This is a genomic window from Myxococcus sp. AB025B (assembly GCF_006518215.1).
GTDB classification, from domain to species: Bacteria; Myxococcota; Myxococcia; order Myxococcales; family Myxococcaceae; genus Myxococcus; species Myxococcus fulvus.
On sequence record NZ_SRLW01000233.1, the window covers coordinates 1 to 15,993 of the forward strand.

Genomic DNA, 15,993 nt, shown 5'->3' on the forward strand with positions numbered 1-15,993 from the left:
CTCCACCACCATCCAAGCCCCCCCAGTGCGCCCACGAGGAGCACGCACCGGGCCACCGAGACCATGGACACCCCTCCCATCGGCCCCAACAAGGCCAGCGCGAGCACCAGGAGCGTCGCGACCTGCAAGCGAGCGCGCGGGGAGAACGAGAGCCGACGGGCATTCATGGGCGCGCTCACGGCAGCAGGGCCAGGATGCGGGCACCAACCTCACCCTCGATGTCCACCAGCTCGGCGCGCGCCACCACCCGGTCACCCACGCGCAACAACACCGGCGTGCTCGCGTTGATGTGCAGCGGCAGCACCACGCCCGACTTCAACGCCGCCAGCTCCGAGAGCGGCACGAGCACCCGCGTCAGCTCCACCTCCACGTCCACGGGAAGCGGGGGCATTGCGTCGTTGCTGCGTTCATTCGAGGCCTGCATGTTCGACTCCGGGAAGGGCGCGCGGACCTGCGCGCGCGTCAGACAGAAGCCCTCGGGACGGAACGTCCCCGCGAGCGAGAAGCCACGGCCCACCAGCCGTCCGTCTCCCAGGAGGCGCGCGCTCTCACGGCGCACCCCCTCGAAGACCACCACGTCCCCCACCGCGAGCGCGTCCAGCGCCTGGTTCGTGAGCGGCATGCGCCCCACCAGACACCTCAGCTCGAGCGATGCGGCGAGCACCTCGGGCGCGACACTCGCGCCGCGCTCCACCGGGTACTCCAGGAACACGCTCTGGAGCAGCGGCGCCGGCAACAACAACCGGGCCCCCGCGCTCACCTGCCCCACCGTGACCCGCAGCTCCACGCCCACCAGGGGCTGTCGGCCCCGCAGCCGGGCCGTGATGTCCTCGCCCCGCATCGTCAACGCGACCAGGCGCGGCGCCAGCACCGGGTACAGCTCCGAGCGGGCACGCACCGCCGAGAGCCCCACCAGCACCAGGTACGCCAGCGTCGCGTCCTCCAGACGGGACAGCTCCGTCACCACACCCGCCCTGCCACCCGCGCCCGCGATGCGCTCCAGCGCCGCGATGGCCAGCGCGGGCTCCAACTCCAGCACCGCCACGCCGCCCACCGCCGACAGCTCCAACAGGACGAAGACCGCCGGCCGCATCAGCCCACCGAGCGGAGAGACCACCGCGTCCAGCAACCGGGCCTCGGCCGTCACGGAGCAACCCAGCTCACGGCCGAGCGCCTCGCAGACATCCCCCAAGGCCTGACGCCCCTGGTTCGCGACACGGGGACGCGCGGCGAGCACGAGGTGCGCCCGGCTCATCCTGCGTGCCCCCAGCCGGCGCAGTCTGCGCGGCTCGGGTGGAATCGACGGTTCGGTGTCCAGGTTCATCGAGAATGGCTCTTGGGGGGAGTGAGACGACGCACCCCTCTCGTGCATGGCCCCCGCCAGGAGGCCGCGTCGTGATGTCGCGGAGTTGGAAGGCGTTGGAATCCGGGCTCGGGATGCCCGGTACGCGGAACAGGACGGACGTCAGCGCGTGGCTTCGCGGATGAGCCGCTCGGCCAGTGAAGTCAGCAGCGGCGGCGCCAGCGGGTCCACCGGCTCCACCACCCGCCCGGGGAACAGGGTGCGGTGATAGGGCGGCAGGCGCCGGAACACCTCCTTGCGAAGCGGCTCCGGCGCCTCCTCCATCAAGGCCCTCAACCTCGCGGCGGCGTCAGCCCGCTCACCAAACTCCAGCGCCACCTTCGCCTGCCGCCGCGCCGAGGGCATCGCCGCCAGGGTCCGCAGGTGCACCTTCGCGCGCCGCATCGCCCCTGTTCCCAGCCCCTCCAAGAGCTCCCCTGCCCGCTCCCGCCCGAGCACCCACGCCACCAGCGCGTACCGCTCCAGGGGAACCACCAGGAGCGGGCGGTGCACCGTGGCCTCCAGGTCCACGGGCGGCGGTGGCGGCGCCACGGGCACCTCCTCCTTCCGCGCCGGACGACGCACCCGCCCCACACGTGTCGCTTCCATGTCGAGTGTCCCTCCTCTCAGGCGACCTTGCGCGCCGCACCGGGCGACAACACCGGCCGCGCGGGCACGGGCGGAACCACGGGCGTCGCACTCAGCTCGCGGAAGTGCCGCATCCGCAGCGCCACCCAGACGAGGGCTCCCGACAGCCCCGTCACCAGCACGCCGAGCACCGCGAGCAGCACCCGCAGGCGCCATGGCGAGGACAGGCCCTGCGCCGCGGCCACCTCGCCCCTCGCGGGAACCTCGTCCACCAACAGCGACACCGACTCGGTGGACAGCCCCTCCACGCCTCCGGCCACGAGCGCCTTCAGGACCTCCGAGCCCTGCCGCACCCTCGCCGCCTGACCGGGCATCACCCGCACCATCGCCGACGCCTTCGACGGCATGGGCGCGACACCTGGACGCGGCGGCGGGGGGACCACCAGGTGGACTCTCGCCAGCAGCACCCCCTCCATGGACTGGAGCGTCTTCTCCAGGCCCCGCTCCAGCACGCGCACGCGGCACAGCCCCTCCTCCGTGGGCGTGCGCACCAGCCCGCTCCCACCGAAGACGTCGCAGCCCACCTCCGCCGCGGGCCTCGGCAACCCCAGCTCAGCGAGCACCCTCACCGCCTCCGTCGACTGGTCGCCCATGACTTCGATGGACCACGAGGGCTTCTTGCCCGCCTCCAGGACCTTGCGCGCCTCCACCCCTCGCTGGATGAGCACCGTCTGGAGCTCGTTCGCCTGCCGCTCATCCAGTCCGTGCTGGATGCGCTCTCGACACGCCGCCGTCCCCAGGAACAACAGGACGGCGAGCCACCTTCGGGAAGTCGATGACATGGCGCGCTCAAACCTGCGTCTGGAGGACCTGCTTGACGCCGCCGGTCGCCTTCTCGACGACCTTGCCGGCGAGGTCGAGCTCCTGACTCGCCCGATAGACCTGCGCCTGCAGTGACAGCAGCTCCGCCGACGAGAAGTCCCGGCCCGACTCCGCCAGCCCCAGGATGTGGTCCAGTCGCTTCTGCGCCTGCCCCACGCGCTCCACCACCTGCGCGGCCTGCTGCTCCCTCGCCGACTGGACCGAATCCACCCGCTCGCCCGCCTGCGCCCGCGCACACCCCGCGGAAGCCCGCGCCCCCGTGCCCTCGGCCCGGACCACGCCCGCGGAGGCCTCGCCCACCGGACGCGGCGCCCCCTCCACCGACACGGGAGGCCCTCCGCTCCGCCCAGGGCTCCGGGCCCCCTCCAACACCTGACCGAACCGCTCGCGCCCGGGCTCCACGGGCGACAGGCCCGGGCTCCCCACGGCGCCCACTTTGTCCACGCTCATGGCTGCCGTGCCCTTTCAGCGGATGTTGTTGATGGCGGCCTTCGCCGAGTCGTGGCGGACCTTCATGATGTTGGAGACCGCGTTGTGCTCGCGGCTCTCGCGCTGCATCTCGTTCTGCAGATGCAGATAGGCCGCGTTGAACTTCTGGCCCTCCGCGCTGAGCTCCTTCTGCGCGTTCAACAACTCCCACGCATCGGTGCTCCCCGACGACGCGCCTCCGGTTCCCAGCGAGGCGCTCGCCGTGGACGCCGACGCCGTGGAGGCCGACGCCGTGGACGCGAAGTCGGACGTCTTCATGGGCGCCACCTGCGCCACCGCCAGCTTCGTGCTGGAGACCGCCGCGCTCAGGATGGCGCCGGTCGGAATCATCCCGCCCACCACGCCCGCCCCCTTGTTCACGACGGTGTGCGCCGCGTGCGCCAGCACCGTCCCGAAGTCGTTGCGCGGCGTCTGCCGAGGCAGGGTGTGGGTGGTGCTCAACAGGTACGGGCTGCGCTGACTCGGTTCCAAGCAAGACCTCCGGCGATGGGTGCCGGAAGCCCCTGTTCAGGGGCCATGCCAGGAGAAATCCCGAGCAATCCCGCCTGCCTCGGCGCCCACCGGACTCCACCCGCCGGGAAGAGCGTCCGGACGATGGGATGGGCCGACGGGACGGAAACTTGCCTCGCACGCCAAGTGCCTCAGAGTTGTCGCACCCTGTCGCACGCGGAGGAGCAGATGCAGACTTCCAATGGTGGCCCCCACATCGCCGAGCGCTTCCACCCGCGCGTGGAGGCGGACATCACCGTGAAGGTGCTCCTGCCGGGACGCGCCGTCATGGCCCGGGCCCGCGACGTGTCCATGGCGGGCCTGTTCCTGCTGGCCCACCCGGGCGACTCACAGCGTCAGCTCACCCTGGCCCTGCCGCTGCCGGGGGACCGCGAAATCGTCACCACCTGCACCATCCGCCGCCGCGAGGCGAACGGCGTGGCGCTGGAGTTCGGCGAGCTGGACTGGGACGACCTCATCGCCCTGGCGCGCTTCCTCCACCCGCGCCTGCCCTGACGCTCAGGCCGGCTCCGAGCGGGGCGGCGCCATGCGCAGCCGCTCCACCAGCGCCATCAGCTCCGCGCCTCGGAAGGGCTTGTGGATGTAGCCGTCCGCGCCCGCCAGCGTGGCGCTCTCCATGTCCGACTTCTTCGCCTTCGCGGTGAGCATGTAGAGCGGCACCGTCGCCGTGACGGGGTCGCTCTTCAGGATGCGGCACGCGGAGATGCCGTCGAGCTGCGGCAGGACGACGTCCATCAGGATGAGGTGGAAGGTGCGGCTGCGCGCCAGCTTCAGCCCCTCCAGCCCGTTGGCCGCGCACACCACGTCCACCGTGCCGTCGCTCAACATCGAGCGCACCAGCTCCCGGATGACGGGTTCATCCTCCACGAGCAGGATGTGAAAGGGTGCCTGGGACATGCCAACCATGTTTCTCCGGCGCGACGCTGGACGACTCAAGGGCGATGACTCGCGGGCGCGCCACCCCCACTTCCGGTGCCACCTGCCGCGCGCGGTATAGCCCCGCCGACACCACGCGCACCAGGGTTGCCATTCATTTGTGTGGAGCACCACGCATCCGACATGTCTGCCTGGGATTCACGGGGAAATCCGCGCTTCGTCTCCGAGCCCCGCCCGGCCGGCCGCTCCCCGGGCCGGCAGGCCCTCCGCACCACCCGTTCCCCTCGGGATTCCACCCCACCAGGTCACCTCCCCCACGCCCCTCCTTCCAAGGCTTCGGCTCTCCGTTGTCCCGGAGCGCTATGATGGGCCTGAAATGGCGGCAAAACTAGAATGTCCTGAGTGCCGAGGCACGGTGGGGCGAGACGACTTCCAGTGTGAGCACTGTGGGTTGCTCCTGGACCCGGAGCAGGCCAGCGGGGAGTACGTCGTCACCGAGCCCACCATCGTCCGGGCCATGCTCTCTCCGCCCCAGCGCACCCGGACCCTGGAGCTGCCCCGGCCGCCGCCGCAGAAGCCCGCGGCCCAGGACCTGGCCACCGCGCGCTTCACCGTCCCCATGGATGCGCAGACGGTGCCACGCCTGCGTGCCGGGTTGGACATCGCGTTGCAGCCGCTGCATCCCTTCGAGGCGCATATCGCGTCGTTCATCGATGGCGCCCTCGCGGTGCCGCGGCTCGCGCTCGCGGCGCGGCTGCCCGAAATCGAGGTGAAGGTCGTTCTCAAGGCCCTGCTGGAGCGCGGCGTCGTGGAGCTGCGACGCGAGCCGGCCCCACCGCCCAAGCGCAGCCTCACGGCCGAGATGCCCGTGCTCGACGGCTCCGAGTTCCTGGAGCCCGAGCCGCTCGGCGCGGACGAGGAGGCGGAGCCCTTCACCCTCCGGGACGTGGAGCTCCCCACCCACTCGGGCGGGTCCCCCATGCCGCCGATGGCCCTGGGGGACGAGGACGGCCTGACGCCCATGGCGCTCGGCGACGAGGAGCCCATCGAGGACCGTCCGACCCGACGCGACCGGCCCCTGAGTACACCCTCGCATGACGGGCCCACGCGGCCTCCGCAGGGCTTGCGTCCCGGTGCCGCGCCCTCACCTCGTGGGGCCTCGAGCCCCGCGCTCGGGGAGCGCCCCCTGCCCATGGGCATGGCCCAGCCGCCAGCCTCACGGGCGGGCACATTCATCGGAACAGCCGCATCCGCTCCATCACGGCCAGGCCCCCTCGACGGGGCGGCGCCCGTGCCTGCTCCACGAGCCGCGCGCCCCGCTGGAACAGCTCCCGCGCCCACGTCACGGCCCGCTGCCGCCGGGCTGGAGTTCCCGCACGCGTCGAGGCCAGCCGCCCCGTCGAGCCCGGTCGTCCCGTCGGACGAAGCGCCCACGATGCGGAGTTCGCATCCGCAGTTGGGTGGAGCCTCGCGCGTGGTGCACCCGACCCCTTCCGCGCAGCCCTCCCGGACTCCTCCGCCGCTCGTCACGCCCAGCGGGGCAACCACCCTGCCCGCCGTGCCCTTTCCCGGGGGGATTGCCCCCACGCCCGCCGAGCACGCCACGCGTCCCCAGCGTCCCTCGATGCCGCTGGATGCGCCGCTCCCCGGCGCGGCCCCGAACTCTCCCGAGGACCTCCTCCAGCGCGCCGTGCGCCTGGAGCGCGCCGGACACGTGGAGCGTGCCATCGAGGTCCTCACCAAGGCCATCGACCGCGCCCCCGACGCCGCCGCGCTCCACAGCAAGCTGGCCCTCATCCTCATCCACCAGCGCAAGGACTACGCGCAGGCGGCGCGGCTGCTGGAGCGCGCCGTGGAGCTGGAGCCGGGCAACACCGTCTTCCAGCAGAACCTGCTGAAGGTGACGGCGCTCTCCGCGGCCAACGCCGGCGAGCGCAAGGACCGCAAGCCCGGCCTCCTCGCGCGGCTCACCGGCAGACGCGGCTGAACACCGCGCCGCTCAGGGTCCTCCGCCGTCCAACAACCGCTCGGCCTCCTCCAACGAGAAGGCCAGATACGCGTCGTAGCCCATCTCCCGGCTGGTCCGCTCGAAGTGCAGCGCCGCTTCCACCGAGCGCCCCACCACCCGCACCACCCGACGGAAGCCTCGCGCCTTCGCGGCCTCCATGATGCGCCGCAGGTGCACCGTCCCCTCGTAGTCCAACGACGTCACGCCCTTCAGGTCCGACAACAGGTCGAACCGCGGACGCATCCGGTCGATGGCACTCACCGCGGCATCGCCGACGCGCTGGGCCTCTTCCTTGTCGACGTCTCCCCAGATGCGCACCACCAGCCGGTTCTTGCCGACGTGGACCTCGACCTCGAACACTGGGCACCGACCTCCAAGGAAAACACGATATCCTTTGAGTCAGTCTACTCCTGTAGGAGCACCGGCATCCAGGCTCGTTCCAGGAAGCCCTGTCGTTCAGATTTCCGCGACGCCCTCGCGCTCGGCCCAGCCCTCCAGGCCGTTGGGCAGCCGGATGCGCACGAAGCGCCCCGTCTCCTCGAGCAGGCGCACCTTCAGGCCCGCATGCACCTCGAAGATGGAGCGCGCGCCGGGCTGCGGCAGCTCCCGGGCCACCAGGGTGGGAGCCAGCACCACCGCTTCATGCACCGTGTCATCCACGTGCGCGTGCGCGGCCAGCAGCACGCCCGAGGGAAGCGCCACGGCGAACAGCAGCGCCGCCAGGATTCCCACCGCCGTGCGACGCCCCGGCGTGAGAAACCGCCACACCAGCACGAGCAGCAGCGCGCCCACCCACGTGCCCAGGAAGGTCCACGCCACCACGTTGCCGTCCGTGGCCGCCGTCACCCGCGGCAGGAACTCCTCCTCCGCGGTGGCGCCCACCACCTTGTCCACCTGTCGGGCGCGGGCCACGGCCAGGTTGGCCTCCAGGTCCGGCGCGCGGCCGCCCTGCTTGCGAGCCTGCTCCAGCGCGAGCACCGCCCGGCCCAGGTCCCCGCGCGCCAGGTGCGTGGTGCCCAGGTTGTAGAGGACGTCCGCCCCACCGTGGCCTCGGGACAGGAGCTTCTCGTAGCCCTCCTGCGCGGCGGCGTAGTCCTCGCGCGCGTAGGCCTCGTTGGCCTTGAGGAAGACGTCCTGCGCCTCTTCCGGCGAGTAGTAGCCGCTCACGCCCAGCCCTCCATGGCGGCGAGCGCCGCGTCCATCACCTTCTGCCGCGCCGCCGCGTCACCCCCGCCGCCGTAGCGGCCCAAATCACACGCCTCCAGCACGTACAGCACCTGCCCGCGTCGCTCGTCCGCCACGCCCGCCGCCTTCATGCGCTCGCCGATGACCTCGCGGGTGAGGCCGATGACGGGCCCCCCCAGCCGCGCGCCCAGGAAGCCCTGCAGCGCCTTCTCCACCTCGGCGTAGAAGGCCCCGGCGTCCGCGCCCGACTGGAGCTTCTCCGCCTCCACCAGTCGCTTGCGCGCGGCCTTCGCCTGCTGACGGCTCTTGTCCGACTCGGTGCGCGTCGCCAGCCGGCCCCGCAGGCCGCCGATGAGCGCCACGCCCGCGAGCAACCCCAGCGGCGCCAGCACCATCGGGACGAAGAAGCCACGCTTCCACGGCGGCTCGGACGGCGCCACGAAGCGCGCCTGGTAGCGCACCGGCCTGAGGCCTCCCGCCGTCAGCACGTTCTTCTGCTCGTTGGCCGCGTCCGCCACGTGCGCGGAGGACGTGGGCGGCGGCGTGGGGCTGCCCGCCGCGGACTCCACCGTGAGGGTGATGGGCTCGGTGCGCGCGACCTCGTAGGAGCGGGCGCGCGCGTCGAAGAAGGGGAACTCCAACGCGGGCAGCGTGAAGGTGCCCGTGCGCTGCGGCATCACCAGGTACTCCACCACGCGGCGGCCCTGCACCTTGTTGCGCTGCGGCGCCACCTTGTCCGTCGTCGTGGGGTCATAGATCTTCAGCGCGGAGGGGCCGGTGAGCTTCGGCGGGGTGACGTTCTTCACGTTGCCCGTGCCCTCCAGGATGACCTTCACCGTGACGGGCTGGCCCAGCTCCACGCGCGTCGTCGACACGTCCGTGGACAGCCGCCACGCGCCGACGTTCGCGTTGGACATGCCCGGCGGCGCACCGGGCGGCAGCGGCGCCACCTTCACCTTGAGCCCGTTGGACACACGGTGCACGCGGTGGCCCGCGAACAGGAAGCCCGTGGTGATGTCCGCCTCCGCCGGGGAGATGGCCAGCGAGCCGGCCTTCACCGGGAAGAGCGCGCGGCGGCGCAAGAGATAGGCGCGGTACGGCACGCCGTCCACCACCTTCTGCTCGCCCGACAGCTGCGTGGGGCTCTCCACCTCCTCCGTCCAGAAGCCCTCCAGCTTGGGCATGGTGACGGCGTCCACGCTGGTGAGGTCCACGCGCGAGTAGATGTAGAGCGACAGCGTCACCTGCTCGCCCACGTAGACCTGGTCCCGGTCCAGGCTCGCGCGCAGGAACAAGTCGGAGTCGCCCCGCGGGATGCTCGGCGTGTCCTCCTCCTCGTCGTTGGCGAACGGGTCCGGCAGGCGCGAGGGGAAGTTCGCGAACGGGTCCGGCAGCCGCTGCGGATTGCGGCCCGACTGCGCGGGCGCGGGCCCCAGCTTCCCCGGCATCACCACAATCTGCACGGAGTCCGTGCGGTGCGTCTTGCCCCCCGCCGTCATCTCCGCGGGCGGAATCGTCAGCTTCCCCGTCCGGTTCGCCCGGAGCACCATCACGTACTTGGTGACCTCCTGGATGTTGGCGGGGCCACCACCGGACCAGGACACCGAGCGCTGGGTGCTGCGCGAGCTGTTGAGCACCTCGAAGTCATCCGACTGCGGCAGCCGCACCTTCGCGTCCGAGGGCGCATCCGCCGACACCACCGTGAGGCGGAAGGTGTCCTCGCTGCCGACCTCCTGCCGGTCCACCGTCTGGTAGAACTCGAGGCCCGCCGCCCACGCCGGCCCCGAGACCAGCAGGGCCAGCACGGCCAACACCACCCCGGCGCCGAAGCTACCAGTCCTTCTCATTGGGCTTCCTCTGCTTCTTCTTCTGCTGGAAACGCCAGAGCTGGAGATTCTTCTCGTTCTGCTTCATCGCATCCAGCAAGCGCTCCGCCTCCTGCTGGTCCAGGTCCGACGGGCTCACGCCCGCATCCGCGCCCGACGACTCCGAGTCGCTCTCCGACTCGCTGCCGCCATCCGCGCCGCCATCCCGCGGGTCGCCATCTCCGTCATCGCCGCCGCCATCCGCGCCGCCGTCGCTGCCGCCGTCGCCCTTCTGCGGAGGCCCCTGGTCGCCGCCGTCGCCGCCATCCGCGCCGCCGTCACCCCCGCCGTCCGCGCCCCCATCGCCGCCGCCATCCGCGCCGCCGTCGCTGCCTCCATCCTCCGTCCCACCGTCGGCGCCACCATCCGCGCCGCCGTCGGTGCCGCCGTCCACCGGCGCGCCGCCGTCCGCCTTGGTGCCGCCATCCTCGCCACCATCCGGGCGCCCGCCATCCGTCCCGGAGTCTCCCCCACCGTCCATTCCTCCATCCGCCGAGTTGTCCTGCGGCGGAGGAAGGTTGCGCAGCACCACCTCGTAGTTGTGCCGGGCCTGCACGTCCTGCGGGTCCAGGGTCAGCGCGCGTCGGTAGGACTTCAGCGCCTCCACCCTGTCCCCGGTCGTGGCCGCGAGGTTGCCCAGGTTGTACCAGGCCTTCTGTCGCAGGTCGGGCCGGTTGGACTCCGTCACCCCGCGGAACACCTCCTGCGCGTCCTTCACCCGGCCCAGCTTCGCCAGCGCGTCGCCCCGGTTGAAGTCCACGGTCGGGTCGTGCGGCCGCTCCTTCTTCGCCTCGTCGAAGGCCTTCAGCGCCTCCTCGTAGTTCCCCGCGAGGTACGCCTCACGCCCCTTCTGGACCATCGGGTGGTCGCGCTCCAGGGGCCCCGCGCCGAGCGCCGTCCACGGCAGCATGAGCAGCCACGCAAGCCCCAGCCACCGCGCGCTCATGGCGTCGACCTCCGGCGCGTGGATGGCAGGAGAATCATCCCCAACACGAGCAGCACCAGGCCCGGCACCGCGAAGGTCTGGAAGCGCTCGTCGTAGCGGACCGTCACCCGGCTCTCCAGCTCGCTCTTCTGCATCTGGTCGATGCGCTCCACCACCTGCCCCATGGCCACGCCGCGCGGCTGGAAGAAGAACGCGCCGCCCGTGGCCTCCGCGATGGCCGTCAACCCCGCGCGGTCCAGGCGCGTAATCACCGTCTCGCCCGCGCCGTCCTTCTTGTAGTCCACGAACTCGCCGCGCCGGTCATACACGGGGATGGGCTCGCCGGACTCGGAGCCCACGCCCACCGTCAGCACCTGCACGCCCGCTTCCTTCAGCGCGTCGCTGGCCTCGCCCACCTCGCCCACCAGGTCCTCGCCATCCGACAACAGCACCACCACGCGCTCCTTCGAGCCGCGGTCCGCGTTGTCCAGTACCTGCTTGGACAGCCGGAGCGCCGAGCCCACGTTGGTGCCGCCCTGGGGCATCACCTCCGGGTCCACCGCGCGCAGGAACAGCTTCACCGCCGAGTAGTCCGACGTCAGCGGCGACTGGATGAACGCATCCCCCGCGAAGACCACCAGGCCCACGCGGTCGCCCTTGAGCTCATCCAGCAGCGTCGTCAGCTCCAGCTTGGCGCGCTCCAGGCGGCTGGGCTGCACGTCGCGCGCGAGCATGGACTTGGACGCATCCAGCGCCACCACCACGTCGATGCCGCGCCGCTTGGTCAATTCGCTCTTCGTTCCACACTGCGGCTGCGCCAGCGCGAAGCCGAACAGCATGAGCCCCAGGCCGTACAGTCCGCCCTGCGTGGCCGGACGCCACACGGAGATGCCCGGCGTGAAGCGCTCGGCGTGCCGCTCATGCAGCACCGCGCGCACGCGCGAGCGGCGCCGCAGGGACAGCATGAGCGCGAGCAAGCCCAACAGGGCCCCCAGCAGCACCAGGCCGAGGAACACCGGCTGGGCCAGTCCCGCCTGATAGCCGAGCACGGTGAAGCGCCAGGGTTCCACGGGCGTCACGGGAAGACCCTCAGGAAGGTGGAGCGCAGCAGCAGCTCCAGCGCGAGCAGGCCGAAGGCGGCCAGCAGGAAGGGGTGGAACTCCTCGCGATAGGTGGCGGACGCGCCGCCCTCCATCAGCTTGGAGCGCTCCAGCGAGTCGAGCACCTTCTGCAGGCCGCGCCGCAGGCCCTCCGGGTCCGTCGCGCGGTAGTACTCGCCGCCCGTGCGGTCCGCGATGTCCTGCATCAGCTCCGGGTTGATGGGAATCTCCGTCTCGCGCCACACGGTGTTGCCGAACAAATCAGTGCCCTGCGGGAAGGGCACCTTGCCGCCCTTGCCCACGAGGATGGTGTAGATGGGCACGTGGAGCGCCTGCGCCATGTTCGCGGAGTCCATGGGCGACAGCTTCCCCGCGTTGTTGTCGCCGTCGGTAATCAGCACCACCACGCGGCTCTTCGCCTCCGAGTCGCGCAGGCGGTTGAGCGACGTGGCCAGCGCGTCACCAATCGCCGTGCCGTCCTCCAGCACGCGGGTGCGCAGCTGCTTGATGACCTCCTTCAGCACGCCGTAGTCCAGCGTGAGCGGCGCCTGCGTGTACGCCGCGCCCGCGAAGACCACCAGGCCGATGCGGTCGTTCACGCGGTTGGCGAGGAACTCGGTGAGCACCTCCTTGGCCACGTGCAGACGGTTCTGCGGACGGAAGTCTCCGGCCTCCATCGACGTGGACAGGTCCAACGCCACCACGATGTCGATGCCCTCCACGGACAAGTCGCGCACGCGCGAGTCGCGCACCTGGGGCCGGGCGATGGCGAGCACCGCCGCCGTCACCGCCACCACGCGCAAGAGCGGCAACAAGGGCAGCAGGTACGTGCGCAGGCCCTTGCCGCTCCTGGCGAACACGTTCGCCGCGGAGAAGCGCAGGGGCGCGCGAGCGCGACGCTCCCGCCACGCCTGCACCAGGAGGAGCGGGATGAGCAGCAGCCCCCAGAGCGCCTCGGGGTTATTGAACGCGGGGAGCGGCGGCATTGTCGGGAGCTTGAATCGGCTGGGGCGGAACGTAGGTCTTGTCGACGAGCTCGTAGCCGAACAGGAGCGCGTCGCGGCAGCTCTCGGGCGAGGCGTCCGCCCGCGCGTACTTCACCATGTCCGACTCGGACACGAAGCGCATGAGCTTGTCCTCGGGGAGGCCCGGCGGGGACAGGCGGCGCAGCGAGGACATCAGCTCGGAGCTGGTGCACTCCAGCGCCTCGAAGCCGTAGCGCTCGCCCAGGTAGCCACGGACGATTTCGGACAGGCGGAAGTAGTAGTCCTTCACGCGGCCCCGCGCGGGCAGGTTCTCCGCCTTGAGCGTGTCCAGCGCCTTGCGCGTGCGTACGTCCAGGGGCAGCGGGGGCGGCACGTACACGTGCTTGGGCCGGTTCCTCCACCAGCGGAGGAGCGCCCACGCCAGCAGGCCCGCCGCGAGCGCGCCCAGCAGCGCCAGCACCAGCCGCCACGAGCGGATGGGCACCTCCTGCGGGGGCTGGATGTCGAACAGGTCCGCGCCCTGCCCCTCGGCCTCCGGAGGCAGCGTGGACGTCACTTCAATCTGCCGACCCGGCAGCGAGTACTGGCGAGGGCCCTCCGGCGTGGCCACGTCGAACGCGAGCGCGGGCACCTGCACCGTCCCCAGCGCGAAGGCCGACATGCGCACCGCGAACGTCGTGGTGGCCGAGTCCGCGCCGTCCTGCCGCTGGCGCGTCTGGTCCAGGAACTCGAAGTCACCCGACTCCTTGGGCACCGCCAGCTCGTAGCGGTGGTCCTTCGGGTGGGTGAGCACCACGTGGTACGTGAACGGGTCGCCGATGCGCACCTGCTGCGGGTCCACGCGCACCGACACGTCCAGCGGCTGCGCTTGTTCGTGCGTGGGAGCCCCGGGCGGGCTCGCCGCGGCGGGTGCGGTCCCCTGCGGCGCCTGGGCCCCGGCCGGCGACGCGAGCGCCAGCGCGCCCACGCACAGCCCCATCGCGAAGCGCGCCATCCACCGGCTCATGCCGCCATCCTCCGGGCCCGCGCGCGGAAGAACTGCGCGAGCGCCTTGCCGTGGTCGTCGCCAGCGCGCAGCTCCACGTGGTCCAGCTCCAGCTTCTTGAAGAGCTTGCGGCGCTCGTCGCGAGCGGCCTGCATGGCGCGCGCGTAGCGGCCCCGCACGCGCGGGTCGCTCGTGTCCACGACGAAGCGGTCCCCTGTCTCCGGGTCCTCCATCTCCACCAACCCCAGGCGCGGGAAGGCCTCCTCCAGCGGGTCCTCCACCACCACGGGGACCAGGTCGTGCTTGCGCCCCACCAGCCGCAGCGGCTTCTCGTAGTCTCGCGCCTGGAAGTCGGAGACGAGGAAGGTGACGGCCTTCCGCTTCGCCACCTGCGTCAGGTACGTCAGCCCCGCGGACAGGTTGGTCCCCTTGCCCGCGGGCTGGAACGTGAGGATGTCGCTCACCAGCCGCAGCACGTGCGTGCGGCCCTTGCGCGGCGGCACCACCTTCTCCACCCGGTCCGAGAAGAGGATGAGCCCCACCCGGTCGTTGTTGGCGATGGCGCTGAACGCAATCTGCGCGGCGACCTCGGCGGCGATTTCGGCCTTGGTGCGCTCCTTCGAGCCGAACTCCTTGGAGGCGGACACGTCGACCAGGAGCATCACCGTGAGCTCGCGCTCCTCGGTGAAGACCTTGACGTAGGCCTCGTTCATGCGCGCGGTGACGTTCCAGTCGATGATGCGAATCTCGTCGCCGGGCTGGTACTGCCGCACCTCGGAGAAGGCCATGCCCCGGCCCTTGAAGACCGAGTGGTACTGGCCCGCGAGCATGTCGGAGACCACCTTGCGGGTGCGGATCTCCAGCTTGCGGATGCGGCGGATGAGGTCCTTGGGCAGCACGGGGCGCTCGGCGGGAGGTCAGGGCACTTCGACGCGGTCGAACACCCGCTGGATGATCTTCTCCGGCGTGAGGTCCTCGGCCTCGGCCTCGTACGTCATCGCCACGCGGTGGCGGAGCACGTCGAAGGCGATGGCCTTCACGTCCTCGGGCGTGACGAAGGCACGGTGGCGCAGGAACGCATGCGCGCGCGCGGCCTGGGCCAGGGAGATGGTGGCGCGCGGCGAGGCGCCGAACTGGATGTAGTCAGCCAGGTCCTTGAGGCCGTACTTGCCCGGCTCGCGCGTGGCGAAGACGACGTTGAGGATGTACTCCTTCACCTTCTCGTCCATGTAGATCTGGTGGACGAGCTCGCGGGCGCGCACCAGGTGCTCCACCGCGATGACCCGCTGGGCCCGGGGCGTGGAGCCTCCGGACATGCGGTCCATGATGATCTTCTCCTCATCCCGCGTCGGGTAGCCCACCTTCACCTTGAGCATGAAGCGGTCCACCTGCGCCTCGGGCAGCGGGTAGGTGCCCTCCTGCTCGATGGGGTTCTGCGTGGCCAGCACGAGGAACGGCGAGGGCAGCCCGAAGGTCTGGTCGCCGATGGTGACCTGGCGCTCGGCCATGGCCTCCAGCAGCGCGGACTGCACCTTGGCGGGGGCGCGGTTGATTTCGTCCGCGAGGACGATGTTCGCGAAGATGGGGCCCTTGCGGACGGTGAAGTTCGCGGCCTGCTGGTTGTAGATCATCGTGCCCACGACGTCGGCGGGCAGCAGGTCCGGGGTGAACTGGATGCGCATGAACGTGGCGCTGAGCGCGTCCGCCACCGTGCGCACGGTGAGCGTCTTGGCGAGGCCGGGCACGCCCTCCAGGAGCACGTGGCCGTTGCACAACAAGCCGATGAGGATGCGCTCCAGCATGTAGCGCTGGCCGACGATGACCTTGCCGGTTTCCTGGTTGAGGACCTCGACGAAGCTGCTTTCCTGCTGCACGCGTTCGGTGAGCGCGCGGATGTCCGTGTTCATGACGCCTCGGATGAGACTGGCGGCGGGCAGCCTAGGGTTGACCGGGTATCGGGCTCAACACCGCAGAAGCCCGGGCATTCCAGTAAGTTGGGTCCCCTTGTCCCCGAGGACCGTGTCCATGGCCCCATTGTCCCCCACTTCTCGTCCCACCTCGCGAATTTCCAGGGGCTGTGGGGGGCGGCCATGAAGCGCTCGGCCTGGGCCCAGGCGCCCTCGGCGGGGCCCGTGGAGGCGGGGCTGCTGGCCCAACTGGCCCCGGCGGTGACATCCACGGTGCACTGGCTGCCCGGAGGGGGGGCGCTGAGGGTGCTCTGTCTCTTATACCCATCTGATGCTGCCGACGAA

Annotated in this window: 17 protein-coding genes; 2 read left to right on the forward strand and 15 right to left on the reverse strand. The window is 71.2% G+C overall.

Annotation, left to right across the window (positions count from 1 at the left end; translation table 11 throughout):
• Positions 1-175 precede the first annotated feature (175 nt).
• The 5 genes from FL311_RS30700 to FL311_RS30720 all read right to left on the reverse strand — a co-directional run bounded on the left by FL311_RS30700 (position 176) and on the right by FL311_RS30720 (position 3,772).
• The gene (locus tag FL311_RS30700) at positions 176-1,324 is read right to left on the reverse strand and encodes a FliM/FliN family flagellar motor switch protein (protein WP_141330709.1); all 1,149 of its coding nucleotides are present in this window, start codon (positions 1,322-1,324) and stop codon (positions 176-178) included.
• 141 nt (positions 1,325-1,465) lie between these two features.
• Positions 1,466-1,951, reverse strand: a complete 486-nt coding sequence (locus tag FL311_RS30705; RefSeq protein WP_141330711.1) for a hypothetical protein — start codon at positions 1,949-1,951, stop codon at positions 1,466-1,468.
• A 17-nt stretch (positions 1,952-1,968) separates the two neighbouring features.
• A complete protein-coding gene (locus FL311_RS30710) occupies positions 1,969-2,772 on the reverse strand; it encodes a flagellar M-ring protein FliF (RefSeq protein ID WP_141330712.1) in 804 nt (267 codons plus the stop codon).
• A 7-nt stretch (positions 2,773-2,779) separates the two neighbouring features.
• Positions 2,780-3,262 carry an ATP-dependent helicase HrpB gene (locus FL311_RS30715; RefSeq protein ID WP_141330714.1) on the reverse strand — a complete coding sequence of 161 codons (483 nt, stop codon included), beginning with the start codon at positions 3,260-3,262 and terminating at the stop codon, positions 2,780-2,782.
• A gap of 15 nt (positions 3,263-3,277) precedes the next feature.
• The gene (locus FL311_RS30720) at positions 3,278-3,772 is read right to left on the reverse strand and encodes a hypothetical protein (protein WP_194869424.1); all 495 of its coding nucleotides are present in this window, start codon (positions 3,770-3,772) and stop codon (positions 3,278-3,280) included.
• 207 nt (positions 3,773-3,979) lie between these two features.
• Here FL311_RS30720 and FL311_RS30725 point away from each other — a divergent pair, with 207 nt between their 5' ends.
• The gene (locus FL311_RS30725) at positions 3,980-4,306 is read left to right on the forward strand and encodes a PilZ domain-containing protein (RefSeq protein ID WP_141330716.1); all 327 of its coding nucleotides are present in this window, start codon (positions 3,980-3,982) and stop codon (positions 4,304-4,306) included.
• Between the two features lie 3 nt (positions 4,307-4,309).
• Here FL311_RS30725 and FL311_RS30730 read toward each other — a convergent pair whose 3' ends face one another.
• A complete protein-coding gene (locus tag FL311_RS30730; protein ID WP_074950550.1) occupies positions 4,310-4,717 on the reverse strand; it encodes a response regulator in 408 nt (135 codons plus the stop codon).
• Positions 4,718-5,102: 385 nt separating this feature from the next.
• Here FL311_RS30730 and FL311_RS45490 point away from each other — a divergent pair, with 385 nt between their 5' ends.
• Positions 5,103-6,674, forward strand: coding sequence for a tetratricopeptide repeat protein (locus FL311_RS45490; RefSeq protein WP_228557185.1), 1,572 nt, complete (start codon positions 5,103-5,105; stop codon positions 6,672-6,674).
• Between the two features lie 12 nt (positions 6,675-6,686).
• Here FL311_RS45490 and FL311_RS30745 read toward each other — a convergent pair whose 3' ends face one another.
• From FL311_RS30745 to FL311_RS30785, 9 genes are all read right to left on the reverse strand, one after another.
• On the reverse strand, positions 6,687-7,055 hold the full coding sequence (locus FL311_RS30745; protein ID WP_046715551.1) for a hypothetical protein: 369 nt from the start codon (positions 7,053-7,055) through the stop codon (positions 6,687-6,689).
• A 96-nt stretch (positions 7,056-7,151) separates the two neighbouring features.
• Positions 7,152-7,862, reverse strand: coding sequence for an SH3 domain-containing protein (locus FL311_RS30750; protein ID WP_141330718.1), 711 nt, complete (start codon positions 7,860-7,862; stop codon positions 7,152-7,154).
• Positions 7,859-9,727 carry a BatD family protein gene (locus FL311_RS30755; protein ID WP_141330720.1) on the reverse strand — a complete coding sequence of 623 codons (1,869 nt, stop codon included), beginning with the start codon at positions 9,725-9,727 and terminating at the stop codon, positions 7,859-7,861. Before FL311_RS30755 ends, FL311_RS30750 begins: the two co-directional genes overlap by 4 nt.
• Complete coding sequence (locus tag FL311_RS30760; protein ID WP_141330722.1) at positions 9,711-10,691, reverse strand: tetratricopeptide repeat protein; 981 nt, start codon at positions 10,689-10,691, stop codon at positions 9,711-9,713. The genes FL311_RS30755 and FL311_RS30760 overlap by 17 nt, the downstream gene beginning before the upstream one ends.
• Positions 10,688-11,749, reverse strand: coding sequence for a VWA domain-containing protein (locus FL311_RS30765; protein ID WP_141330724.1), 1,062 nt, complete (start codon positions 11,747-11,749; stop codon positions 10,688-10,690). The genes FL311_RS30760 and FL311_RS30765 overlap by 4 nt, the downstream gene beginning before the upstream one ends.
• The gene (locus FL311_RS30770) at positions 11,746-12,756 is read right to left on the reverse strand and encodes a VWA domain-containing protein (RefSeq protein WP_141330726.1); all 1,011 of its coding nucleotides are present in this window, start codon (positions 12,754-12,756) and stop codon (positions 11,746-11,748) included. Before FL311_RS30770 ends, FL311_RS30765 begins: the two co-directional genes overlap by 4 nt.
• Positions 12,731-13,762, reverse strand: coding sequence for a BatD family protein (locus FL311_RS30775; protein ID WP_141330728.1), 1,032 nt, complete (start codon positions 13,760-13,762; stop codon positions 12,731-12,733). Before FL311_RS30775 ends, FL311_RS30770 begins: the two co-directional genes overlap by 26 nt.
• Complete coding sequence (locus FL311_RS30780) at positions 13,759-14,640, reverse strand: DUF58 domain-containing protein (protein WP_141330729.1); 882 nt, start codon at positions 14,638-14,640, stop codon at positions 13,759-13,761. The genes FL311_RS30775 and FL311_RS30780 overlap by 4 nt, the downstream gene beginning before the upstream one ends.
• 18 nt (positions 14,641-14,658) lie before the next feature.
• Positions 14,659-15,648 (reverse strand): MoxR family ATPase, encoded by a 990-nt coding sequence (locus FL311_RS30785; RefSeq protein ID WP_141330731.1) that lies wholly within the window; start codon positions 15,646-15,648, stop codon positions 14,659-14,661.
• Positions 15,649-15,993 lie beyond the last annotated feature (345 nt).